Origin of the sequence: Streptomyces aquilus, from assembly GCF_003955715.1 — a bacterium.
Taxonomy (GTDB): domain Bacteria; phylum Actinomycetota; class Actinomycetes; order Streptomycetales; family Streptomycetaceae; genus Streptomyces; species Streptomyces aquilus.
This window is the reverse complement of sequence record NZ_CP034463.1, coordinates 754,387-774,747: the sequence shown is the minus strand read 5'-3', so window position 1 is coordinate 774,747 and position 20,361 is coordinate 754,387. Positions and strand designations below refer to the sequence as shown.

At 70.5% G+C, this 20,361-nt stretch carries 19 protein-coding genes; 13 read left to right on the top strand and 6 right to left on the bottom strand.

Annotation, left to right across the window (positions count from 1 at the left end; all coding sequences use genetic code 11):
• Nucleotides 1-68: 68 nt before the first annotated feature.
• The 4 genes from EJC51_RS03695 (at nt 69) to EJC51_RS03680 (ending at nt 5,413) form a co-directional block, all read left to right on the top strand.
• The gene (locus tag EJC51_RS03695) at nt 69-632 is read left to right on the top strand and encodes a DUF308 domain-containing protein (protein ID WP_244362463.1); all 564 of its coding nucleotides are present in this window, start codon (nt 69-71) and stop codon (nt 630-632) included.
• Between the two features lie 62 nt (nt 633-694).
• Complete coding sequence (locus EJC51_RS03690) at nt 695-1,423, top strand: DUF2625 domain-containing protein (protein WP_126269663.1); 729 nt, start codon at nt 695-697, stop codon at nt 1,421-1,423.
• Between the two features lie 111 nt (nt 1,424-1,534).
• Nucleotides 1,535-3,454, top strand: coding sequence for a hypothetical protein (locus EJC51_RS03685; protein ID WP_126269662.1), 1,920 nt, complete (start codon nt 1,535-1,537; stop codon nt 3,452-3,454).
• A gap of 126 nt (nt 3,455-3,580) precedes the next feature.
• Nucleotides 3,581-5,413 carry a TerD family protein gene (locus tag EJC51_RS03680; protein WP_126269661.1) on the top strand — a complete coding sequence of 611 codons (1,833 nt, stop codon included), beginning with the start codon at nt 3,581-3,583 and terminating at the stop codon, nt 5,411-5,413.
• A gap of 132 nt (nt 5,414-5,545) precedes the next feature.
• On the opposite strand, the gene EJC51_RS03675 is transcribed toward EJC51_RS03680, so the two are convergent.
• Both EJC51_RS03675 and EJC51_RS03670 read right to left on the bottom strand, forming a co-directional pair.
• The gene (locus EJC51_RS03675) at nt 5,546-6,076 is read right to left on the bottom strand and encodes a GNAT family N-acetyltransferase (protein WP_244362460.1); all 531 of its coding nucleotides are present in this window, start codon (nt 6,074-6,076) and stop codon (nt 5,546-5,548) included.
• A gap of 8 nt (nt 6,077-6,084) precedes the next feature.
• Entirely contained in the window at nt 6,085-6,435 is a 351-nt protein-coding gene (locus tag EJC51_RS03670; RefSeq protein ID WP_126269659.1) for a winged helix-turn-helix transcriptional regulator, read from the bottom strand.
• Nucleotides 6,436-6,509: 74 nt separating this feature from the next.
• Between EJC51_RS03670 and EJC51_RS03665 the strand changes: the two genes are divergently transcribed.
• From EJC51_RS03665 to EJC51_RS03645, 5 genes are all read left to right on the top strand, one after another.
• On the top strand, nt 6,510-7,193 hold the full coding sequence (locus tag EJC51_RS03665) for an NADPH-dependent F420 reductase (protein ID WP_126269658.1): 684 nt from the start codon (nt 6,510-6,512) through the stop codon (nt 7,191-7,193).
• A 101-nt stretch (nt 7,194-7,294) separates the two neighbouring features.
• Nucleotides 7,295-7,780: a hemerythrin domain-containing protein gene (locus EJC51_RS03660; protein WP_126269657.1), complete on the top strand. Its 486-nt coding sequence runs from the start codon at nt 7,295-7,297 to the stop codon at nt 7,778-7,780.
• A gap of 106 nt (nt 7,781-7,886) precedes the next feature.
• Nucleotides 7,887-9,146 carry an arsenic transporter gene (locus tag EJC51_RS03655; protein ID WP_126269656.1) on the top strand — a complete coding sequence of 420 codons (1,260 nt, stop codon included), beginning with the start codon at nt 7,887-7,889 and terminating at the stop codon, nt 9,144-9,146.
• 9 nt (nt 9,147-9,155) lie between these two features.
• A complete protein-coding gene (locus EJC51_RS03650; RefSeq protein WP_126276793.1) occupies nt 9,156-9,644 on the top strand; it encodes a universal stress protein in 489 nt (162 codons plus the stop codon).
• Nucleotides 9,645-9,716: 72 nt separating this feature from the next.
• A complete protein-coding gene (locus EJC51_RS03645) occupies nt 9,717-10,304 on the top strand; it encodes a 3'-5' exonuclease (RefSeq protein ID WP_126269655.1) in 588 nt (195 codons plus the stop codon).
• Here the strand turns inward: EJC51_RS03645 and EJC51_RS03640 are convergent.
• Nucleotides 10,285-11,181, bottom strand: a complete 897-nt coding sequence (locus EJC51_RS03640) for an aldo/keto reductase family oxidoreductase (protein WP_126269654.1) — start codon at nt 11,179-11,181, stop codon at nt 10,285-10,287. The two genes, EJC51_RS03645 and EJC51_RS03640, sit on opposite strands and share 20 nt — an antisense overlap.
• A 134-nt stretch (nt 11,182-11,315) precedes the next feature.
• Here EJC51_RS03640 and EJC51_RS03635 point away from each other — a divergent pair, with 134 nt between their 5' ends.
• Nucleotides 11,316-11,762 carry a winged helix-turn-helix transcriptional regulator gene (locus tag EJC51_RS03635; RefSeq protein ID WP_126269653.1) on the top strand — a complete coding sequence of 149 codons (447 nt, stop codon included), beginning with the start codon at nt 11,316-11,318 and terminating at the stop codon, nt 11,760-11,762.
• A gap of 41 nt (nt 11,763-11,803) precedes the next feature.
• Nucleotides 11,804-12,157 carry a hypothetical protein gene (locus tag EJC51_RS03630; protein ID WP_126269652.1) on the top strand — a complete coding sequence of 118 codons (354 nt, stop codon included), beginning with the start codon at nt 11,804-11,806 and terminating at the stop codon, nt 12,155-12,157.
• A gap of 101 nt (nt 12,158-12,258) precedes the next feature.
• Here EJC51_RS03630 and EJC51_RS03625 read toward each other — a convergent pair whose 3' ends face one another.
• On the bottom strand, nt 12,259-13,506 hold the full coding sequence (locus tag EJC51_RS03625; protein WP_166682997.1) for a CE1 family esterase: 1,248 nt from the start codon (nt 13,504-13,506) through the stop codon (nt 12,259-12,261).
• 70 nt (nt 13,507-13,576) lie between these two features.
• Nucleotides 13,577-15,223 (bottom strand): glycoside hydrolase family 27 protein, encoded by a 1,647-nt coding sequence (locus EJC51_RS03620; RefSeq protein ID WP_126269650.1) that lies wholly within the window; start codon nt 15,221-15,223, stop codon nt 13,577-13,579.
• A 342-nt stretch (nt 15,224-15,565) separates the two neighbouring features.
• Between EJC51_RS03620 and EJC51_RS03615 the strand changes: the two genes are divergently transcribed.
• Together EJC51_RS03615 and EJC51_RS03610 are read left to right on the top strand one after the other, a co-directional pair.
• The gene (locus EJC51_RS03615) at nt 15,566-17,131 is read left to right on the top strand and encodes a glycoside hydrolase family 43 protein (protein ID WP_126269649.1); all 1,566 of its coding nucleotides are present in this window, start codon (nt 15,566-15,568) and stop codon (nt 17,129-17,131) included.
• Nucleotides 17,132-17,184: 53 nt separating this feature from the next.
• On the top strand, nt 17,185-19,200 hold the full coding sequence (locus EJC51_RS03610) for a glycoside hydrolase (protein WP_126269648.1): 2,016 nt from the start codon (nt 17,185-17,187) through the stop codon (nt 19,198-19,200).
• Nucleotides 19,201-19,242: 42 nt separating this feature from the next.
• Here EJC51_RS03610 and EJC51_RS03605 read toward each other — a convergent pair whose 3' ends face one another.
• Nucleotides 19,243-20,256 (bottom strand): LacI family DNA-binding transcriptional regulator, encoded by a 1,014-nt coding sequence (locus tag EJC51_RS03605; RefSeq protein ID WP_165951321.1) that lies wholly within the window; start codon nt 20,254-20,256, stop codon nt 19,243-19,245.
• Between the last annotated feature and the right edge of the window lie 105 nt (nt 20,257-20,361).

Here is a 20,361-nt window from a genome sequence, read left to right as displayed (position 1 = left end):
GTCTCACACCATCACGATCACCAACGGGACACCCGATGACTCAGACCACAGTGCCTTCGCGTACGACCATGACCACGACGAGGTCCTCCGGACTCCGATCGCTCCACCTCATCCGAGTCGCCTTCTCCCTGATCTGGGTGGCACTCGTCGGCACGACCTCCGCCTCCCTCGTGTCCACGGACCGGCCCACAGCGATCGCGGCCGTGTTGCTCGTCGTCTACCCCCTGTGGGACGTCATCGCCACGCTCCTGGAGCGTCGCCTGGCCGGCCCCGGCTCCGAGGACCGCGCCCGCACCGCCAACATGGCTCTCGGCCTCGCCGCCACCGCCGGGATGATCATCGCCGTCTTCTCCACCATCGGGACGACCCTCCTCGTGTTCGGCGTCTGGGCCCTGCTGTCCGGAGCGATCCAGCTCGTCGTGGCGATCCGGCGCCGACACGCCGTCGGCGCCCAGTGGCCCATGGTCATCAGCGGCGGACTGTCCGTCCTCGCCGGGATCTCCTTCGCCGCGATGTCCGCCTCGGCGACGAGCGGCCTGTCCTCCGTCGCCGGATACTCGGCCTTCGGCGCCTTCTGGTTCCTCGTCTCCGCCGTCGCTCTGACCATCCGCAGCCGCCGCGCAATGCAGTGACCGCACCCCACCGAGCCCGCACTGCCGGTCGGCAGTCACAGCGCAGGTGCGAGGATGCCGGCATGCGTGAGTTGAGCCAGCTGATCGACGTCGAGGAACCGGCCTGGCCGGAGCTCAAGGAGACACTCGAGGCAAGCCCGGTGTGCGTCGAGGTGCTCCCGGCCGACAGCGATCTGGGTACGGCGTCGATCCTTCAACTCCAGGTCACGGCAAGGTCGTACCTGGGGGCGGTGGTCCTGCACTGCGGCGGTCTGCTGGTGGATGACGGATGGCTGCGGGTCTTCGGCAGCCCGTACGGTGGGCCTGCGCCCGAGACACCGTCCCTTGCTCGCGTGAATCTGTTCCCCGAGGCGTTCGACCCGGCGTGGCGCCCTGAGCCCGGTTTGGTGGTGGCACACGACGTCCTGGGCGGTGTCTTCGCTCTCAACGGCGCTGCTCCTGCCCGCGCCGGCCGTCCCGGCGCCCCTGGCGAGGTTGTCTACTTCGCCCCGGATTCCCTTCGCTGGGAGGCGCTGGGGGTCGGCCACTCGACGTGGCTGGCGTGGCTGGTGTCCGGGGCACTCGATGACTTCTACGCCGGCCTGCGCTGGCCCGGCTGGCGGGAGGAGGTCCGGGCGCTGACCGGCGATCAGGGGCTGTCGCTGTTCCCGCCGTTGTGGTCTGCCGAGGGGCGCCAGGACCTCTCCGCCACCAGCCGTCGCGCCGTGCCCATGAAGGAGCTGCTCGGCGTCGCCCGGGACTCGTGCCGACAGTTCGATGGGGCTGACCCGGGCTTTCTCGGCACCGTGTGAGCCGGCCGCCCCGCCCAGCCGGTGGTAGCGGATCGGAGTGGCGGCGACCGCGGCGAAGGCGGGGACATGCTCGGCCTTGTCCCACCGAGAGGCGGCGGAGATCATGACCGCGTGCGACGCCGAGAGAATCTCCACGACCTACTGACACGCGCCGGCCTCACGGTCGTCGAGGACACACGCCCGGGCAGCCTGTTCCCGCCGGAGGCCGGCTGGCGGATCGCGCGTGGTGTCGCGGCGCCGGTCGGGGCGGCCCGCGAAGCGCTCGACGCCGCGTGGTGGCGCCGCCTTCGCGATGCCGACGGCGAGTTCCTGGTGGCCGTTCTCGGCTACCGGATCGGCGGCAACGACTCCTTGTGGACCCGGGTCCGGCACACCGGGAGCGGCGTACCGGGGTTTACCGGCGACCCCGGGTTCGTGGCGCTCTCCCTCGACGGGCAGGTGCTGCTGGCGGAGCTGCCCGTCGCGGACGGCACTCGGGTGACGGTCCTCGACCGACTGCCGGAGCGGTTGGAGGAGGCGGCCGAGGCCGCCGGGTGCGAGACGGAGGCCGAGCGCGCCGAGGTGTGGTCGGCGGTGCCTGGCCGGCCCGCGTGGCCTCTGCACTGGGCGGAGGGGATCGGGTCCAATCCTGCGGCGACGGACGAACTGCTGATCCGGCTGCTGGACGTGGAGGTCGGCTTCCTGCATGGCTGCGACCGGCCCGCCGTCCTCGACGCCGCCGTGGCACACCCGGACCCGCAGGTGCGGGCGAGGCCCGCCGACACGTTCCGGCCCAAGCTCACGTCCGATCAGTGGGTACGACTGGTGCGCGCCGAGCCGTCGCCGGAGCGACGCGTGTTCTGGGCGGAGCGCGCCCGCGTCTGGGGCGCCGAACTCCCCGAGGACCTGTACGACGACCTCCTCGCCGGCCCCTCCCGAGCACAAGCCGCCGCACTTCCGGACCTCCCCGCACAGCACCTTCCTGATCTCGCGACCGACACGGATGCCCGCGTACGGAAGGCTGCGTGTGCCCGGTGGCAGGAGCTCGCCGAGCCGCTGCGGGAGCGGCTGCTGACGGACGCCGACCACGCGGTACGAACCGCTGCCCTGCTCGCCCACCACACCCGCGTACCGATGCCCCGCGCAGTCTTCGGCGCCCTGCTCGACCCGCAGCAGGCGCTCGAACGGTGCCGCCTCGAACCCGAGTTGGAGGCGGAGCTGGTCAAGAACGGGGACACGGAGGCGCGTCAGGCGCTGGCCGCCAACCCCACACTGAGCGCGCCCGGAGTCGCCGCGCTGGCACAGGATCCGCAGGGCGACATCCGCTCCACGGTGGCGCTGCGCCCCGACCTCAGCGAGGAGCAACGTGCCGCGGTGCGCCACGACTTCGACCCGACGTCGATGTCGTACACCCTTGCCTGGGTCGAGGCCCTGCACGCCGACGCCGACGCGATGCGCCGTCTCGCCGCGTCGTCCCACCCGCTCATCCGCCGCAGCGTGGCCCGAGCCCCCCATCTCCCGCCGGATGTCGTGACGCACCTGGCGCGCGACGAGGACCGGGTGGTCCGTCTGTTCCTCGCCGAGTCGTGCGAGGACGCGCCGGGGGACCTGCTGCTGGACGTCTGGCGCTGGTGGGACGGCAGCTTCAGCCACCCCGGCCGGCCCCGGAGCCACCCCAACTTCCCGCGTACGGGCCTGCTGCACCACATCACCGACCCCAGCGGCCGGATGCGCCGTCTGGCACTGGACGACCCGGAGTCCACACCGGTCGACGTCGCCCACCTGGCGCGGGACCCCGAAGCGGAGGTGCGCCGCCGCGCGGCTGAGGACCCCCGGCTGTCACCGGCCGACGCGGTACGGCTGCTCAACGACCCGGCGGCTCACGTCCGCGACACCGTGACACGCAATCCGCGCCTGCCGGCCCGCGTCCTTGCGGGACTGCTGCACGACCGCGACACGGCACACACGGCGGTCACCAACCCGGCGATCCCCGTCCCCGTCCTGGACCGCATCCTGGCCGCGGCGGCGACAGCCGTGACGGAGCTGCCATGACCCTTGCGCGTTGCTGTCCGTCACAGGTCCACCACGAACGGCGCTCGGCATATGCAAAAATGCCCAGGCCGATCATCATCGTGGAGAGGGCCTGTCGCCCGCCGCGCCAGGGGAGGGGAGCCCCATATGGCCCTGCTGTCGTCGAGCCCGAAGTGGCCCACCCTGCCTGACTACTTCCACGACTGGGCGCTGGTGGACGTGGAGACGTCCGGGCTGCGACCGGGTCGCGACCGTGTCCTCTCGCTGGCGATCCTCACGTTGGACGCACAGGGCAACCAGACAGGGGAGTTCTCGACCCTTCTCAACCCGGGCTGTGATCCAGGCCCGGTACACGTCCACGGCCTCACCGCGGACCGTCTCGCCGGCGCGCCCACGTTCGAGGACATCGCACCGCAGGTGGGGACGCTGCTCAGCAGCCGCGTCCTGGTCGCCCACAACGCGCAGTTCGACTACGACTTCCTGGCCCACGAGTTCGCCCACGTCCGTTCCTGGGTCCCGGTGAGCAGGCGGCTGTGCACGCTGGCCCTCAACCGCCTGGTCGGGCCGGCGACGCCCGACCTCAAGCTGGGCACGCTCGCCGCGCACTACGGCGTGCACCAGGAGAAGGCCCACGACGCGCAGGACGACGTACGGGTGCTGTCCGGCATCCTGCGCGGCTCGCTGAGCGCTGCCGAGCGACTGGGCCTGGCCTTGCCGCTCCTGGAGTGTCCGCCGCGCCAGGACTACCGGCCGTACGTGCCCAAGACGCCCTGCGCGTACCGCAATCCGGGTCGACTCCAGTCGGGTGGGCCGTTGGTGCAGGGGATGAAGGTGGCCATCACCGGGGACACCCGGGTCGCTCGTGAGGAACTCGTCGCCCGCTCGGTGGCGGCCGGGCTCAACATGATGACGTCCGTCAGCGGCCAGACCAGCGTCGTCGTCAGCAACGACCCCGGCGCCGGTTCCGCCAAGCTGAAGCGTGCGGCGAACGAGGGTGTTCCCCTCGTGGACGAGCCGACCTACCTGCGACTGCTGGAGGCGGTCGAGCCGGGCCAGGCCAAGGGCGCCGCCCGGCCGGGCACCGCAGCACGGACGCCCGCCGCACCGCCTGCGTCGGCACCCGCTGTTCCGGCACAGCGGACCGCCACACCGACAGCGTCCGCCGACCGGGTGGATCAGCCGCTCGCGGGGCGCAGGGTCCTGGTCCTGGGCGGCACCCACGACGAGGCCGTCGAGGCACGCGCGCGTGCCGTCGCCCTGGGAGCCTCCGCGGCGGTCAACCTCTCTGCCAGCGTGTCCGACGTCGTGGTGCTGCCCGGCGGGGAGGCGGACCGGCGCATGAGCCGTATCGCCACGCTCGGCCTGCGCGTGCATGACGCCGACTGGCTGGTCGCGCCCACGACGCCTGCGATGTCCTCGTCGGCGCGGAACGCGGCCGGAAGCAGGCCGGACCCGGCGGCGGTCCTGGTCCGCGGTGCCGTCCTGGACCTGACCGACACCGGCACGGCCTGGACGGTGGCCGCCGTGTGGCGCCAGCAGGCCATGTGTGACGTGGACGTCGTCGCTTTCGCGGTCGACGCGCGCGAACAGGTGGCAGGAGACGAGGACTTCGTCTTCTACGGCGCGCCCGAGCACCCCGACGGCACCGTGCGGCTCACCGTGGACGGTCCGACGGAGCAGGCCGTCACCGCCGACCTGGAGCGGCTGCCCCTGGAGGTTCACCGGGTCGTCGTCGCCGCCGCGATCGACGGTGCCGCGACCTTCGCCGACGTCGGTGCCATCGAGATCACCGCCACCTGCGGAATCGGTGCGGCCCCGACCGCCCGCGCCACCCTCGACGCGGCCACCACGGAACGCACCATGATCCTCGCCGAGCTCTACCGCCGAGGCGACGGTTGGCGGCTGCGCGCCGTGGGACAGGGCTACGACCACGGCCTCGCCGACCTCGCTCGCGGTTACGGCGTCGACGTCGCCGAATAGCGGAGGCCGTTGGTGCGGTTCAGACCCGGACGGGAACGTCCGGTGCGGCCCTGACGGGGCCGAGCCTGACTGCGACGTTCAGGTCGAAGCAGGGCTTGCGCGCGGTCTTGTTGCCGGCGTTTGTCCAAACGGTCAGCCGACACCAGCAACCCGGCGGGTCCTCTCGGCCCATTCATCCTCGAGGATGCTGAACATCTCTGAATCGCGCCAACCGTCACGGATCAGCGCGGTGTGGCGATGACGTCCTTCCCATGTCATGCCGAGCTTGCGGAGAACCCGTGCCGACCCGGTATTGCGCGGGTCGCAGGTCGCATGGACGCGGTGCAGCTGGAGGTCATGGAACCCTCGCGCGAGCAGCTCCTCGCCTATCAGCGTTCCGATGCCCCGCCCCCACAGCCGAGGATGCACGACGTAGGTGATCTCGCCCTGCCGTTGCCCTCGGCTCCGGACGTGCAGTTCGCCCATGCCGACCACGTCGTCCTCCATGCACGCCGCGTAGGCGAACCGCTGCTGGGGCGACTGTTCCCAGGCCTCGACCGCGGTCGCCACGAACGCGCGGGTCTCGTCTTCGGTGTTCGGTCCCCAGGCCTGGAAACGGCAGACCTGGGCGCGTGAGGCCCAGGAGTGGACAGCCGGCCAGTCCGCGAGCTCGATCTGTCTCAAGGCAACACCTATTCGCATGCTGCCTCCTGTGCGGCCATGACCTCGTCGCCGTGCTCGAAGGCCCAGGCGCCGAAGGCGTCGATGGGTGCCAGCAAGGTCCGGCCCAGAGGGGTGAGTTGGTACTCGACCCGTGATGGTGTGTCAGGGGCTGTCTGCCGGTCGACCAGGCCGTTGAACTGCAGTCGCCGCAGCGTCTCCGTGAGGACTTTGGAGCTGATGCCCCCGATCCGCTCCCGTAGGTCGACCGGGCGGCTCGGGCCGTCGCGCAGTGCCCAGAGGACCACGGCGTTCCAGGTGTTGGAGAGCAGGTCGAAGGCGAGGCGGGCGCGGCAGTCGGCGAGGAAGGCGTCGGTGGGCACGTACCAAATGGTGCCCGAACGGCCTTCTAGCTTCGGTGTGAACGGTCGAAGCAGGCGAGGAGAGGGACCGCGTGATGAGAATCGGCGTACTGGGCACGGGCAACATGGCCGACGCGCTGGCCACCCACTGGGTGCGGGCCGGGCACGAGGTGGTGATCGGGGGCCGGGACGCGCGGAGGGCGCAGCGGCTCGCGACGCGTATCGGAGGCGGTGCGAGGTCCGCCGGTCTGCGCGCGGCCGCCGACTCGGCGGAGGTGGTGCTGGCCGCGCTGCCTTTCGGGGCGGGAGCGGACGTGGTACGAGGCGTGCACGGGGCCCTGGAGGGCAAGGTGCTGCTGGACTGCTCCAACCCGGTGGGACCGGGGTTCCGGCTCCTGACGGACGGCGGCCCTTCAGCCGCGCAGCAACTGGCCGCGGCGGCACCGGGTGCCCACGTGGTCAAGGCCTTCAACCTCTGCCACGAGGACGTGTGGCGCATGCGGCCACCGGTTTTCGACGGCCGTCCGCTGGCCGTCCCGGTCTGCGGAGACGACGAGACGGCCCTCGCGCGCGTGCGTGAGTTGGTACGGGACGTGGGCTGTGAGGCCGTGGCCGGCGGGGGGCTCGAACGTGCGGGACTTCTGGAAGCGACCGCCGCGCTGTTCATCGCTCTGTGGGTCGGAGAGGGCGCGGACGCCCAGGCGATCGCCCCTCCGCTGGCATTCGCGGCCGGACCGCCGAGCCGCCGGGCAACGGAGGGCAGTGGAGGGCAGCCGTGATTGCTCTTCCACGGCGTCGCGTGATCGAATACCGGGAGCATCGCGTGTCGGTGACGGGTCGCGTCAGGCATGGAGGTGTGGAACCGAAGGGGCCGCCATCCATGGCTTCCCGTGACGGCGACCGTGCGGTCGCCTTGAGTCAGCAGCTCGCCCAAGCACATCAGGAACTGCGTCGCCAGATCAGCGAGATCAGGACGAGCATCGGTCAGGGCCGGCTGAGCGACGACGTACTTCTCACCCATTGCCTGGCCTTTTGTGCCGCGTTGACTTCGCACCACCAGGGTGAGGACGACGGCATGTTCTCCGAACTGCTACGGCAACGCCCGGATCTCGCTCCGACGGTCGCGAAGCTTGTCGAGGACCACGGACTGATCTCCTCGATCCTGTCCCGGGTGAGGGAACTCGCCGACAGGGCTGCCGAATCGCGTGGCCCGGCTCTGGAGCCGATCGGGCGCGAACTCGATGGACTGGCGGCGATCATGGAATCCCACTTCAGGTACGAAGAGCGGACGATCAGCGAGGCACTCGACGACGGCGAACCCGGCACCGACTGGTCCGACATGGTGTTCGGGTTCGGCAGGGCATGAAGTGGCACGGGTTCGGCAGATGCGGAGCGCGTGTCCGCTTGCGTGAGGGATATCTTCCGGTGTGACGTGAGGCGATTGGTCTGCACCTGATCGGAAGGACCCGATTCTGAACACCCAGCTCGCGGAGACACTGTCCGCGGTCCTGCTCGTACTGGTGCTGGTCTGCGCGGTCGTCCGCCCCTTCGGCTGGCCGGAGGCGGTCGTCGCCGTACCCGCCGCCGGGCTGCTGATCGCCACGGGGGCGATCCCGCTGGACGACGCGCTGGACGAGGTCGAACGGCTGGGGCCGGTGGTCGGCTTTCTGGCGGCGGTGCTGGTACTGGCTCAACTCTGCGATGACGAAGGACTGTTCCAGGCGTGCGGGGCCTGGATGGCGCGGACGGCGGCGGGCCGGCCGCGGCGGCTGCTGGCGCTGGTGTTCATGGCGGCGTCGGCGATCACGGCGGTGCTCAGCCTGGACGCCACGGTCGTGCTGCTGACGCCCGTGGTCTTCGCCACCGCGGCCCGGCTCGGCGCCCGCCCCAGACCGCACGTCTACGCCTGCACCCACCTGTCGAACACGGCCTCCCTGCTGCTGCCGGTCTCCAATCTGACCAACCTGCTGGCGTTCACGGCGAGCGGGCTCAGCTTCACCCGGTTCGCCGCGTTGATGGTCCTTCCCTGGGTGGCCGCCATCGCCGTCGAGTACGTCGTCTTCCGCCGCTTCTTCGCCTCGGACCTGGACGCCGGAGCGCAGGCTCCTGTCGACGCGGAGCCACCACGGCTGCCCATGTTCGCCCTGGTGACCGTGGCGTGCACCCTGGCCGGGTTCGTGCTGACCTCAGTGGTCGGTGTCGATCCGGCTTGGGCGGCCCTGGGCGGTGCCCTCACCCTCGCCGTCAGGGGCCTGCTGCGGCGCCGTACCACGCCACGGGCGCTGCTGGCCGCGACCTCGGTGCCGTTCCTCGCCTTCGTACTGGCCCTCGGTGTGGTGGTCCAGGCGGTCGTCGACAACGGGCTCGACGAGGCTCTGGGCCACCTGGTGCCCGAGGGCAGCGGGCTGCTGGAGCTGCTCGCGCTGGCCGGACTGGCCGCCGTCCTCGCCAACGTCATCAACAACCTGCCCGCCGTGCTGGTGCTGCTGCCGCTGACGGCCCCGTCGGGGCCGGGTGCCGTCCTCGCCGTGCTGCTCGGGGTGAACATCGGCCCCAACCTCACCTACGCGGGTTCGCTGGCCACCCTGCTGTGGCGGCGTATCGTCCACGCCCACGAGGGCGAAGTGGAGCTGAAGGAGTTCACCCGGCTCGGCGTGTACGCGGTGCCCGCGAGCCTGGGCGCCGCCGTGCTGGCACTGTGGGGCTCGCTGGCCGTCATCGGAGGAGGCTGACCCATGCCCATGTCCGTGGTCGTCTGGATCGTCGAGGGCACCTGGCCCGCTTGCGTGGACGCCGCCCGCGCCCACACCTCGGCGGATGCCGACGTCGCCCTGCTGCACGTCACACCGGCCGACGTCCCGGGCGCGGCCCACGGCGCCTTCGCCGGTCTGCTCGGCCGCGGGCACCGCGAGCGCGATCCCGGCACGCGCCTGGAGCACCTCGCCGCCGCGTCCGCACAGGACTTGCTGCGGTCCGCGGCCGACCGGCTGGGGCGCCCCTGTACGCGTACCGAACGCACCGGCCGCGTCGAGCGGGAGGTCGTTGCGGCGGCCGAGGGCCGCGACCTGCTGATCCTGGCCCGCGACGGCGACCGTACGCACCTGGGTCCGCACAGTCTCGGCCCGGCCAGCCGTTTCGTCGTCGACCACGCCCCCTGCCCGGTGCTCCTGGTCTGGCCCGAGGCGTCGCCGGGCCTGTCCACCATGCCGCCCCCGCCGCCCCGTCCCTGACGGTGCAGCGCAGCGCCCGGGTGGAGAAAAATCGGGATGCCAGAACCGGGCGGGCCTCCCTACCCTCGGCCCATGCGCGCCGAATCCTCCCTGCTGAACGTCATCGATGTGGAAGCCACCTGTTGGGACGGGCAGCCTCCGCCCGGCTCGGTGAGCGAGATCATCGAGATCGGCCTGACGGTCGTGGACGTGTCGGCCCGGCGCCGCGTGTCCCGGCACCGTGTCCTGGTTCGTCCTGTCCGTTCGGCGGTGAGCAGCTTCTGCACGGACCTGACCGGCCTGACCCAGTCCGAGGTGGACCGCGGTGTCACGTTCGCCGAGGCGTGCCGGATCCTCGTCGAGGAACACGGGGCCGGGGAGCGCCGCTGGGCGAGCTGGGGCGAGTACGACCGCCGGCAGTTCGCTCGGCAGAGTCAGGCCGACGGGGTGGCCTACCCGTTCGGCTATCCGACGGAACGCACCCACACCAACGCCAAGGCCGTGTTCACCACGGCGTACGGGCTGCGCAGGAAGCCCGGCATGAGCCAGGCTCTGCAGATCGCCGGACTGCCGCTGGAGGGACGTCATCACCGCGGCGAGGACGACGCGTGGAACATCGCGGCGCTCGTCCTCGACCTGTTGCATCGCGGGGCGTGGCCCGTCACGGCTGACGTGCAGTGAGTGTTCCGGTCCCGATCTCGTCCAGCGCGGTCAAGTCCTCGTCGGACAGGGGGAGTCCTGCGCCGGCGATGTTCTCGCGCAGGTGCGCGAGCGACGACGTGCCGGGGATGAGCAGGATGTTCGGTGACCGTCGCAGCAGCCAGGCCAGTGCGACCGACATCGGTGTCGCCTTCGACCGGGCGGCGACCGCCGAGAGCGCCGAGGACTGGAGCGGGGTGAAGCCGCCGAGCGGGAAGTAGGGCACGTACGCGATGCCGTCGGTGGCGAGCCGATCGACGAGTTGGTCGTCGTGGCGGTGGGCGAGGTTGTACATGTTCTGCACGCACACGATCGGCGCGATGCTCCGCGCTTCCCTGACCTGCTCCTCGGTGGCGTTGCTGACCCCGAGGTGGCGGATCAGGCCCTGCTGCTGGAGTTCGACGAGTGTCTCGAACGGCTCGGCGAGGGAGCCGGGTCGGGGGCCTTCGGCGTTGCCGAGTCGGAGGTTGACCAGGTCGAGTACGTCGAGGCCGAGCGAGGTGAGGTTGTCGTGGACCTGGCGGCGCAGGTCTTCGGGGCGCCGCGCGACGGGCCACCCGCCCTGCGCGTCCCGCGTCGCGCCCACCTTGGTCGCGATGTGCAGCGACGCGGGATAGGGGTGCAGTGCCTCGCGGATCAACTCGTTGGTGACGCGCGGCCCGTAGGCGTCGCTGGTGTCGATGTGGGTGACACCGAGGTCGACGGCCTCCCGCAGCACGGCAACGGCTCCCTCGCGATCGGCCGGCGGCCCCATCACCCAGGGGCCGGCCAGTTGCATGGCACCGTAGCCGAACCGGGTGACGGTCATGTCCCCCAGAGTCCAGGTGCCGCCGGGCAGGGGGAGGGAGGGCGTGCTCATCGAGGTGCCTTTCGTCAGGTGATGGAGGGGGTGGCGCCTGTCGGCTGCCTGTACCAGCATTGGGGAGTAACTTCCTGTCGGGAAGTAGGCACTTGAGAGTGCGTAACCCGCCGATCGGTGAGAGGTGCGATCAGTTGACGACGACGAAGGCGGCCGAGAAGAGGGCTCAGGCCAAGGTGGAGTTCAACGCGTTCCTCGCGGAGTGCCCCAGTCGGCAGCTGCTCGACCGGATCTCGGACAAGTGGGTGGTCCTGATCCTGTGCGCGCTGGGCGGCGACGACAAACCGGGACCCGCCGGTGCCGCGCACGCGGATGCGCCGAGAGCGCTGCGTTACTCCGAACTCTCTCGTCTTCTGGCCGGGGTCAGTCAGAAGATGCTGACCCAGACGCTACGGTCGCTGGAGCACGATGGTCTGCTCACCCGCACCGTGACGCCGACCGTGCCGGTCACCGTCACCTACGAGTTGACCGACCTCGGCCTCTCGCTCCACCACATGACGCGCGGGCTCAGGGACTGGGCGCAGACACACATGGCCGAGGTCCTCGCACACCGGGAGAGCGACGCTGCGCACACGTCCTGATCGGCCCGTCCGACGGGTGGCGGGCGACTAGGCTCGCATCCATGGATGCGTTCATGCCGTACCTGATCCTGATCGGTGGCCTTGCCGCCGTCCTGGGGTTCTTCACGTGGCTGGCATCACGCATCCGCCGACGGGGCCTTGCGGGTGGCGCCATGAGCGCGGCTCTGGCTTCCTACGAGGAGGCGTTCCGCATCACGGCGCACGAATCGCACGTCGAGATCGTGGCTCAGGCAGAACGCAGGGCGCCGCTCCTGTCGCCGGACGATCACTGGGGGCGGAACCCCGGGGAGGCCGGAGAGGCGGGAGGCGAAGGCCGTCGACCGATGCGGCCGCGGCCGCGCCGGTCGCGGCGGAGCCTTGGCCGCTGGGTCGATCGTCTGAGGGGCGGTCGCTGAGGGGGCGGGTTGACAGAACGCAGATCCCCGCGTCCCTTACGTCTGCCAGCATCCCGCCGGAGCGACGGCTCCGGCGGGATGCGGCGTTGCGTGAGGTGGGGTCAGACGACCGTGCAGGCGGCGCCGTTGAGCGTGTACGTAGTCGGCGCCGCCGTGTTGCCGGTGTGGACGGCCTGGAAACCGATGGTTGTGGACGCGCCCGGCGCGATGGTCGCGTTGTGGGAGACGTTCTTGGCGGTGACCTGGCCGGAGGCGGGCGAGTAGTCGGCGTTCCAGCCGGAGGTGATGGTCTGGCCGGCGGGCAGGGTGAACGTCAGCGACCAGCCGTCGACCGCTGTGGTGCCGGTGTTGGTGATGGTGATGTTCGAGGTCAGACCACTGTTCCAGGCGCTGATGGTGTCGGAGACGCGGCAGGAGGCGGTTCCCGGTGACGGGTCGGAGGTCTGGAACTGTGAGAAGAACTTCCACACCTCGCCCGGCACCCAGCTCCTGCCGCTGTCACCGGGGGCTCCGTCCTGCGGGGCGGCGATGTGTCCTTCGTCGAACGCCGCCCAGGCGACCGGGTGTCCGGCCGAGCATCCCGAGTAAGTGGTGACCCGGTGGGTCAGGCTGCCCTGCGCGGGCTCGGGCGGGTTCTGGGGCGTGCAGCCGTTGTTCTGGACGAACTTGTCCCGCAGCGCCCGTCCGCCGGCGATGCCGAGGACGTTGTCCCTGAGTCCGTGCACGCCGAGGTAGGCGATGGGCTGGGTGCCGCCGCTGCAACCGCTGAGCTGTCCGCCGCTCTGGACCGCGACGGCGCGGAAGACGGTGGCCCGGGAGCAGGCCAGGGAGTACGACATGGCGGCGCCGTAGCTGAAGCCGAGGGCGAAGCGCTGGGTGGTGTCGACGCACAGGTCCGCCTCGATGCGGCGGATCATGTCGTCGACGAAGGTGATGTCCTCCCCGCCGGAGTTGGCCCAGCCGTTGTTGAGGCCTTGCGGTGCGACGAAGATGGCGCTGTTGTTGGCCAGCCGCTGGAGTCCGTAGTAGGCCCAGGTGCCCGTCTCCACGGTGCGGCCCGTGGACACGTCCGTGGAGGTGCCGCCCAGCCAGTGGAACCCGAAGATCAGCCGGTAGCCGTGGTCGCGGTCGTAACCGTCCGGGACGCGCAGGATGAAGGTGCGGCTCTTGCCGCCGCTCTGGATCGTGTACGTGCCGCTCGTCAGGGTGGGAGTCTTGCCGCAGCCCGCGCTCGCGCTCGCGGCCGCGGCGCGCTGGGGTGCGGTGTCCGTGGCGGTGGTGGCGGGGTGGGTGGTCTGGGTCTGGCCGCGGCCCAGTGCGGTGCCGCCCAGGCTCAGGACGACCAGCACCGCGACCACGGCGGACCGTAAGAAGGTTCCTGTCCTTGTCATGAAAGTCCTTCACTCGGGACGTGGTTGCTCACGCGCGCGACCACTTCTGGTTGGCCTGGCCGTTGCAGGTCCACAGGACCAGCGGGGTCCCGTTGGCGGTGGCGGCTCCGTTCGCGTCGAGGCACAGTCCGGACTGGGCGTTGCGGATCGTTCCGTCGGAGCCGACGGTCCACTTCTGGTTGTTCTGGCCGTTGCAGGGCCAGGTGATGACGCGGGTGCCGTTGGTGGTGCCCTGGTTGTAGGCGTCGAGGCACTTGTCGCCGTAGACGCGGATCTCACCGCCGGCCCAGGTGGTCCACAGCTGGTTGGCGGCGGTGTGGCAGTCCCAGAGCAGCGCCGTGGCCCCGGCGGCGGTGGAGGCGTTGTCGACGTCCACGCAGCGGCCGGAGGCGGTGCCGCGCAGGCGTGAGGTGGTGGCGGTCAGCGGGCTGCCGCCGGTCACCCGGAACACGGCGACACCGTGCGCGGGGACGCTCGCCGAGATCTGGCCGGAGGTGCTGGACGTGCCGCCGGTCCACAGGTCGGTGAGGGTGAACGATGTGCCGGACAGGCCGACTTGGGCGGGCGTCGTGCTGATGCTCGCGGTGCTGTCGCCGCGGTTGAACAGGCCCACGGCGACCGAGCCGTCGGCGAGCGGCTTGGCGAAGACCTCGGTGGCGCCGTCGTCGCGCACCCGGCGTCCGCCCGCGCCCAGCGAGTCCTGGTTCACCGCCAGCAGGCGCGGGTTGCGCAGGATGGCGCTGACGTCGGCGGACATGGTGCGGATGTCGTTGCCGGCCATGAGCGGGGCGCTCATGAGTGCCCACAGCGCGAAGTGGGAGCGGGACTCGGTCAGCGACAGCCCGGGTCGGCCGACGACCAGCATGTCGGGGTCGTTCCAGTGGCCCGGGCCGGACTGCGCGGCCAGTGGCGCGGTGACGTCCAGGACGTTGCCGACGCCCATCGGGTAGCTGTTGGTGTTGCCGTTCTGCCAGATGTCGAGCAGGTCCTCGGTCGTCCGCCACAGGTCGGCGACCTCACCCCAGTTGTACTTGTCCCCGGTGATGGCGTGGAAGCTGTTGGGGTTGATGCTGTAGACGATCGGCCGCCCGGTGGCCCGCAGGGCGTCGCGCATCAGCGTGAACCGCGCGACCTGCTCGTCACGGGTGCCGCTGGAGGAGCACCAGTCGTACTTGAGGTAGTCGACGCCCCACGAGGCGAACGTGGCGGCGTCCTGGGCCTCGTGGCCCTGGCTGCCCGTCGACCCGGGATAGGCGCCGGTGCCCTGCGCACAGGTGCGCTCGCCGGGTACCTGGTAGATGCCGAACTTCAGGCCCTTGCTGTGGATGTAGTCCCCGAGGGCCTTCATGCCGCTGGGGAACTTGGTCGGGTTGCCGCGCAGGTTGCCGGCCGCGTCGCGCTGCGGGTCGAACCAGCAGTCGTCGACCACCACATAGCGGTAGCCGGCGTCCCGCATGCCCGAGGACACCATCGCGTCGGCGGCCTGGCGGACCTGGGTCTCGGTGATCCCGCATCCGAAGCTGTTCCAGCTGTTCCACCCCAGCGGCGGCGTGAGGGCCGGGCTGCCCGGCGCGGCCGAGGCGGGGGAGTGGGCGGAGGCTGTCACGGACGCGGTGATGGTCAGGGCGGCGGCTGCGAGGAGGCGGAGCAGTCGTCCGCGTGAGCGTCTGGGCACCAGGGGCTCCTTGGGAGGAGGTTCGAAATTTCGAGCCTCGTTCGGAAACTCACGGTGTCAGGGATGTTACAGAGGCGCGTGAACATGTCAACGCGCCTGACGTAATTGGCTCTGACCTGCGAGAACCGTACACCCATGGGATCGAATGTTTCGATGATGCTTGCGATCGTGCGCTAAGTCTTGACGCCCAACACTGGCCTTCTATCATCCAGGTTGCTCGACTCGCCGATCTGTGTTCGACATGCCGAATGGCGTGAGCCGCTTCCTCCGGACGAAGTGCGAGGAGAACACCCCCACATGGATCTGTCATGGACTCATTAAGATCTTTCCCGTCGTCGTGCACTGGCGGCCGCCACCGGCCTCGCCGCGGGCGCCCTCCTCCCCACGGCCCGGGCCTCCGCCCGGGCGGGGACCTTCACCAACCCGGTGATCTGGCAGGACTTCGCCGACATCGACGTCATCCGCGTCGGCGACACCTACTACGCCTCCGCCTCGACGATGCACTACTCGCCGGGCGCGCCCGTCCTGCGCTCCTACGACCTGGTGAACTGGGAGATCGCCGGACACTCGGTCCCCACGCTCGACTTCGGCGCCAAGTACGACCTGAACGGTGCGCGCGGCTACGTCCGCGGCATCTGGGCGTCGTCACTTGCCTACCGGCCGAGCAACAGGACCTTCTACTGGCTGGGCCAGATCGACTTCGCCCGGACCTACGTCTACACCGCCACCGCCGCCGAAGGGCCATGGAGCAGGCTGACGACGATCAGCACGCCCTACTACGACGCGGGACTGCTCGTCGACAGCGACGACACCCTCTACGTGGCCTACGGCAACACGACCATCAGCGTGGCCCAGCTCTCGCCCGACGGCCGCAGCCAGGTGCGTACCCAGCAGGTCTTCACGACACCGTCGAGCGTCGGCACCCTGGAAGGCTCCCGCTTCTACAAGATCAACGGGCAGTACTACATCTTCCTGACCCGCCCCGCCAACGGCCAGTACATCCTCAAGTCCTCGGGCGGCCCCTTCGGCCCCTACACCTTGCGGCAGGTCCTGCTCAACCTGCCCGGGCCGATCCCCGGCGGCGGTGTCCCGCACCAGGGCGGACTGGTGCAGACACAGAGCGGCGCCTGGTACTACCTGGCCTTCGTCGACGCCTACCCCGGTGGACGGGTGCCCGCCCTGGCACCCGTCACCTGGACCTCGGACGGCTGGCCCGTCGTCCAAACGGTCGGGGGCGCATGGGGCACCTCGTACCCGAGCCCGGCCGTGCCCACGCCACCCCGCCAGGTCACCCCCATGACCGGCGTCGACACCTTCGACGGCACCACCCTCAAACCGAGATGGGAGTGGAACCACAACCCGGACAACACCAAGTGGGCGGTCGGCAACGGCCTGACCCTGCGCACCGCGACCGTCACCAACGACCTCTACTGGGCCCGCAACACCCTCACCCACCGCATCCAGGGCCCCACCTCCACCGCCACGGTCCTCCTCGACCACTCCGGGATGCGGGACGGCGACCGGGCCGGACTCGCGCTGCTGCGTGACTCCTCCGCCTGGATCGGCCTCAAGCGCGACGGCGGCACCACACGCCTGGTGATGGTCAACGGCCTGACCATGGACGGCAACTGGAACACCACCGGCACCGGAACCGAGGCCGCGAGCGCACCCGTCCAGGGCACCCGCGTCTGGCTGCGCGCGAGCGCGGACATCCGCCCCGGCTCGGCACGCCCCGGCACCTTCTCCTACAGCACCGACGGCACCACCTTCACCCGCCTCGGCCCCACCTTCTCGATGGGCAACGACTGGCGGTTCTTCATGGGCTACCGCTTCGCCCTCTTCAACCACGCCACCCAGGCACTCGGCGGCGCCGTCCGCATCACACGGTTCGACCTGTCCACCCCCTGAACGACCGGAGTGCGCACCACCCCACCCCCCACCGCCTCCGTACGAGGAGCACCATGAACCCGCTGAAACGACTCGGCCGGCGTCGAGCCACCGTGTTATCCCTTCTGGCCGCGGCCGCTCTGGTGACGCCCGGGACCGCCACCGGCGCACCGGACGCCGTCAAGGCCTCCACGCTCGGCGCCCAAGCCGCCCAGTCCGGACGCTACTTCGGCACCGCCGTGGCCGCGGGACGACTCGGTGACAGCACGTACAGCACGCTCCTGAACCGCGAGTTCAACTCCGTCACACCCGAGAACGAGATGAAGTGGGACACGACCGAGCCGTCCCGCGGCTCGTTCAACTTCGGCCCCGGCGACCAAATCGCCAACCGTGCCCAGTCGCGCGGCCAGCGCCTGCGCGGCCACACCCTCGTCTGGCACTCCCAACTGCCCGGCTGGGTCAGCTCCATCAGGGACGCGAACACCCTGCGCGGCGTGATGAACAACCACATCACCAGCGTGATGAACCACTACAAGGGCAAGGTCTTCGCCTGGGACGTGGTCAACGAGGCCTTCGCCGACGGCGGCAGCGGCCAGCACCGGGCCTCGGTGTTCCAGAACCTGCTGGGCGACGGCTTCATCGAGCAGGCCTTCCGCACCGCACGGTCGGCCGACCCGGCGGCCAAGCTCTGCTACAACGACTACAGCATCGAGAACTGGAGCGACGCCAAGACCCAGGGCGTCTACCGCATGGTGCGCGACTTCAAGGCGCGCGGCGTGCCCATCGACTGCGTCGGCTTCCAGGCCCACTTCGGCACCGGCGGCCCGCCCGCCAGTTTCCAGACCACCCTGTCGAACTTCGCCGCCCTCGGCGTGGACGTCCAGATCACCGAACTCGACATCGCGCAGGCGTCGCCGACCGCCTACGCGAACACGGTCAGGGCCTGCCTGAACGTGGCACGCTGCAACGGCATCACCGTCTGGGGCATCCGCGACAGCGACTCATGGCGAGCCTCGGAGAACCCGCTGCTGTTCGACCGCAGCGGCAACAAGAAGCCCGCGTACAACGCGGCACTGACGGCCATGGGCGGCACACCCGCCGCCACCCGCGACAGGACCGCCACCGACGCGGCCGCCCTGCCCGGCAGTTACGCGTGGAGTTCCAGCGGCCCCCTGATCGCCCCGAAGCCGGACGCGACCCACGACATCGCCGGGATCAAGGACCCGACGGTCGTCCAGTACAACGGCAAGTACCACGTGTTCGCCAGCGTCGCGAGTTCCTCCGGATACAACCTGGTGTACCTCAACTTCAGCGACTGGTCCCAGGCCGGCTCGGCCACCCACCACTACCTGGACCGCACCGCCATAGGCTCCGGCTACCGGGCCGCCCCGCAGGTCTTCTACTACGCGCCCCAACGCCTGTGGTACCTCGTGTACCAGACCGGCAACGCCTCGTACTCCACCAACCCCGACATCGGCAACCCGAACGGGTGGAGCGCACCGCGCAACTTCTACGCGTCGATGCCGGACATCATCCGGCAGAACATCGGCGGCGGCTACTGGGTCGACATGTGGGTGATCTGCGACAGCGCCAACTGCTATCTGTTCTCCTCCGACGACAACGGCCACCTGTACCGCTCGCGGACGACCGTCGGCCAGTTCCCGAACGGCTTCACCAACACGGTCATCGCGGCCCAGGACTCCAACAAGTACGCCCTGTTCGAAGCGAGCAACGTGTACAAGGTGCAGGGCAGCAACCAGTATCTGCTGCTCGTCGAGGCCGTCGGATCCGACGGGCGACGCTACTTCCGCTCCTGGACCTCGGGCAGCCTCGCTGGTTCCTGGACACCACTGGCCGCGTCCGAGAGCAACCCGTTCGCACGGGCGGGCAACGTCTCCTTCCCCTCGGGCGCCTGGACCCGGGACATCAGTCACGGCGAGATGATCCGCGCCGGGTACGACCAGACGCTGACCATTCCCGCCTGCCGGCTCCAGTACCTCTACCAGGGCATGAACCCCAACGCCGGCGGTGACTACAACCTCCTGCCGTGGCGGCTCGGCCTGCTGACCCAGACCAACTCGACCTGCTGACGGACGCCGGGCCCCGGCTCCGGCCGGGGTCCGGCGCGGTGGTCAGGCACTGGAGCGGACGACCAGGCGGGTCGGCAGGATCAGCGGCGTGGGGTCCTGGCCGTTGACGAGCGAGACCAGCATGCGCGCCATCTCCCGTCCCAGCGCCTGGATGGGCTGGTGGACGGTGGTGAGCGGCGGGTCGGCGATCTGCGCGACGGCCAGGTCGTCGAAGCCGACCACGGCGACGTCGTCGGGAACCAGCCGGCCCGCCTTCCGCAGCGTGCGCAGCGCGCCCGCCGCCATGTTGTCGTTGGCGGCGAACACGCCGTCCACGTCAGGGTGGTTCGCCAGCAGCGCGGCCATGGCGGCGGCGCCGCTGGGCTCGGTGAAGTCGCCCTCCTGCGGCGGGAACGGATCGAGGCCCGCGGCCAACAAGGCGTCCCGGTAGCCGCGGTACCGGGCGCGACCGGCCTCGGTGTCCAGCCGTCCGCACAGCGCGGCCACCCGGGTCCGGCCGCGCGCGACCAGGTGCTCGGTCGCCTCGCGTGCCCCGCCGGCGTTGTCGACATCGACGTACCACCGGGGCGCCGCGCCGACCGGACGCCCGCCGAACACCACGGGCATCCGCGTCTCCTCGGCGAGGGGAAGCAGCGGATCGTCCTCGCGCAGCGCCATCAGCATGACGCCGTCGGCGCCCCTGGAGCGCAGCAGTTCGGCCACCCGCTTGCGGCCCCGGTCGGAAGCGGCCAGACACAGCATCAGGTGCAGGTCCGCGTCCTCCAGGGCGGTCGTGGCCCCGACGATGACCTGGGCGAAGAAGGGGTCGGCGAAGATCGACGGATTCTCTCCCGAGACGACCAGCGCGGCCGCTCCCGTCTGCTGCGTGGCCAGGGCGCGGGCCGTCGGGTTGGGGACGTAACCGAGCTGCCGGACGGCCCGCTCGACGGCCTCGCGTTTGGCGCGGCTGACGTGCGGGGCGTTGTTGAGGGCGCGGGAGGCCACGGAACGGGAGACGCCGGCGCGTTCGGCCACCTCGTCGAGCGTCGGCTGCCTGCGCGGCGGATCTTCTGCCATGGAGCGGGAGTCTGTCACAGGCGGGGAGATCGTCACGTCTGGGCACTGGTAGCGCTTCCAGTATTAGCCGCCGCATCACTCCGTTTCGTCCAACTCCGCCACAGC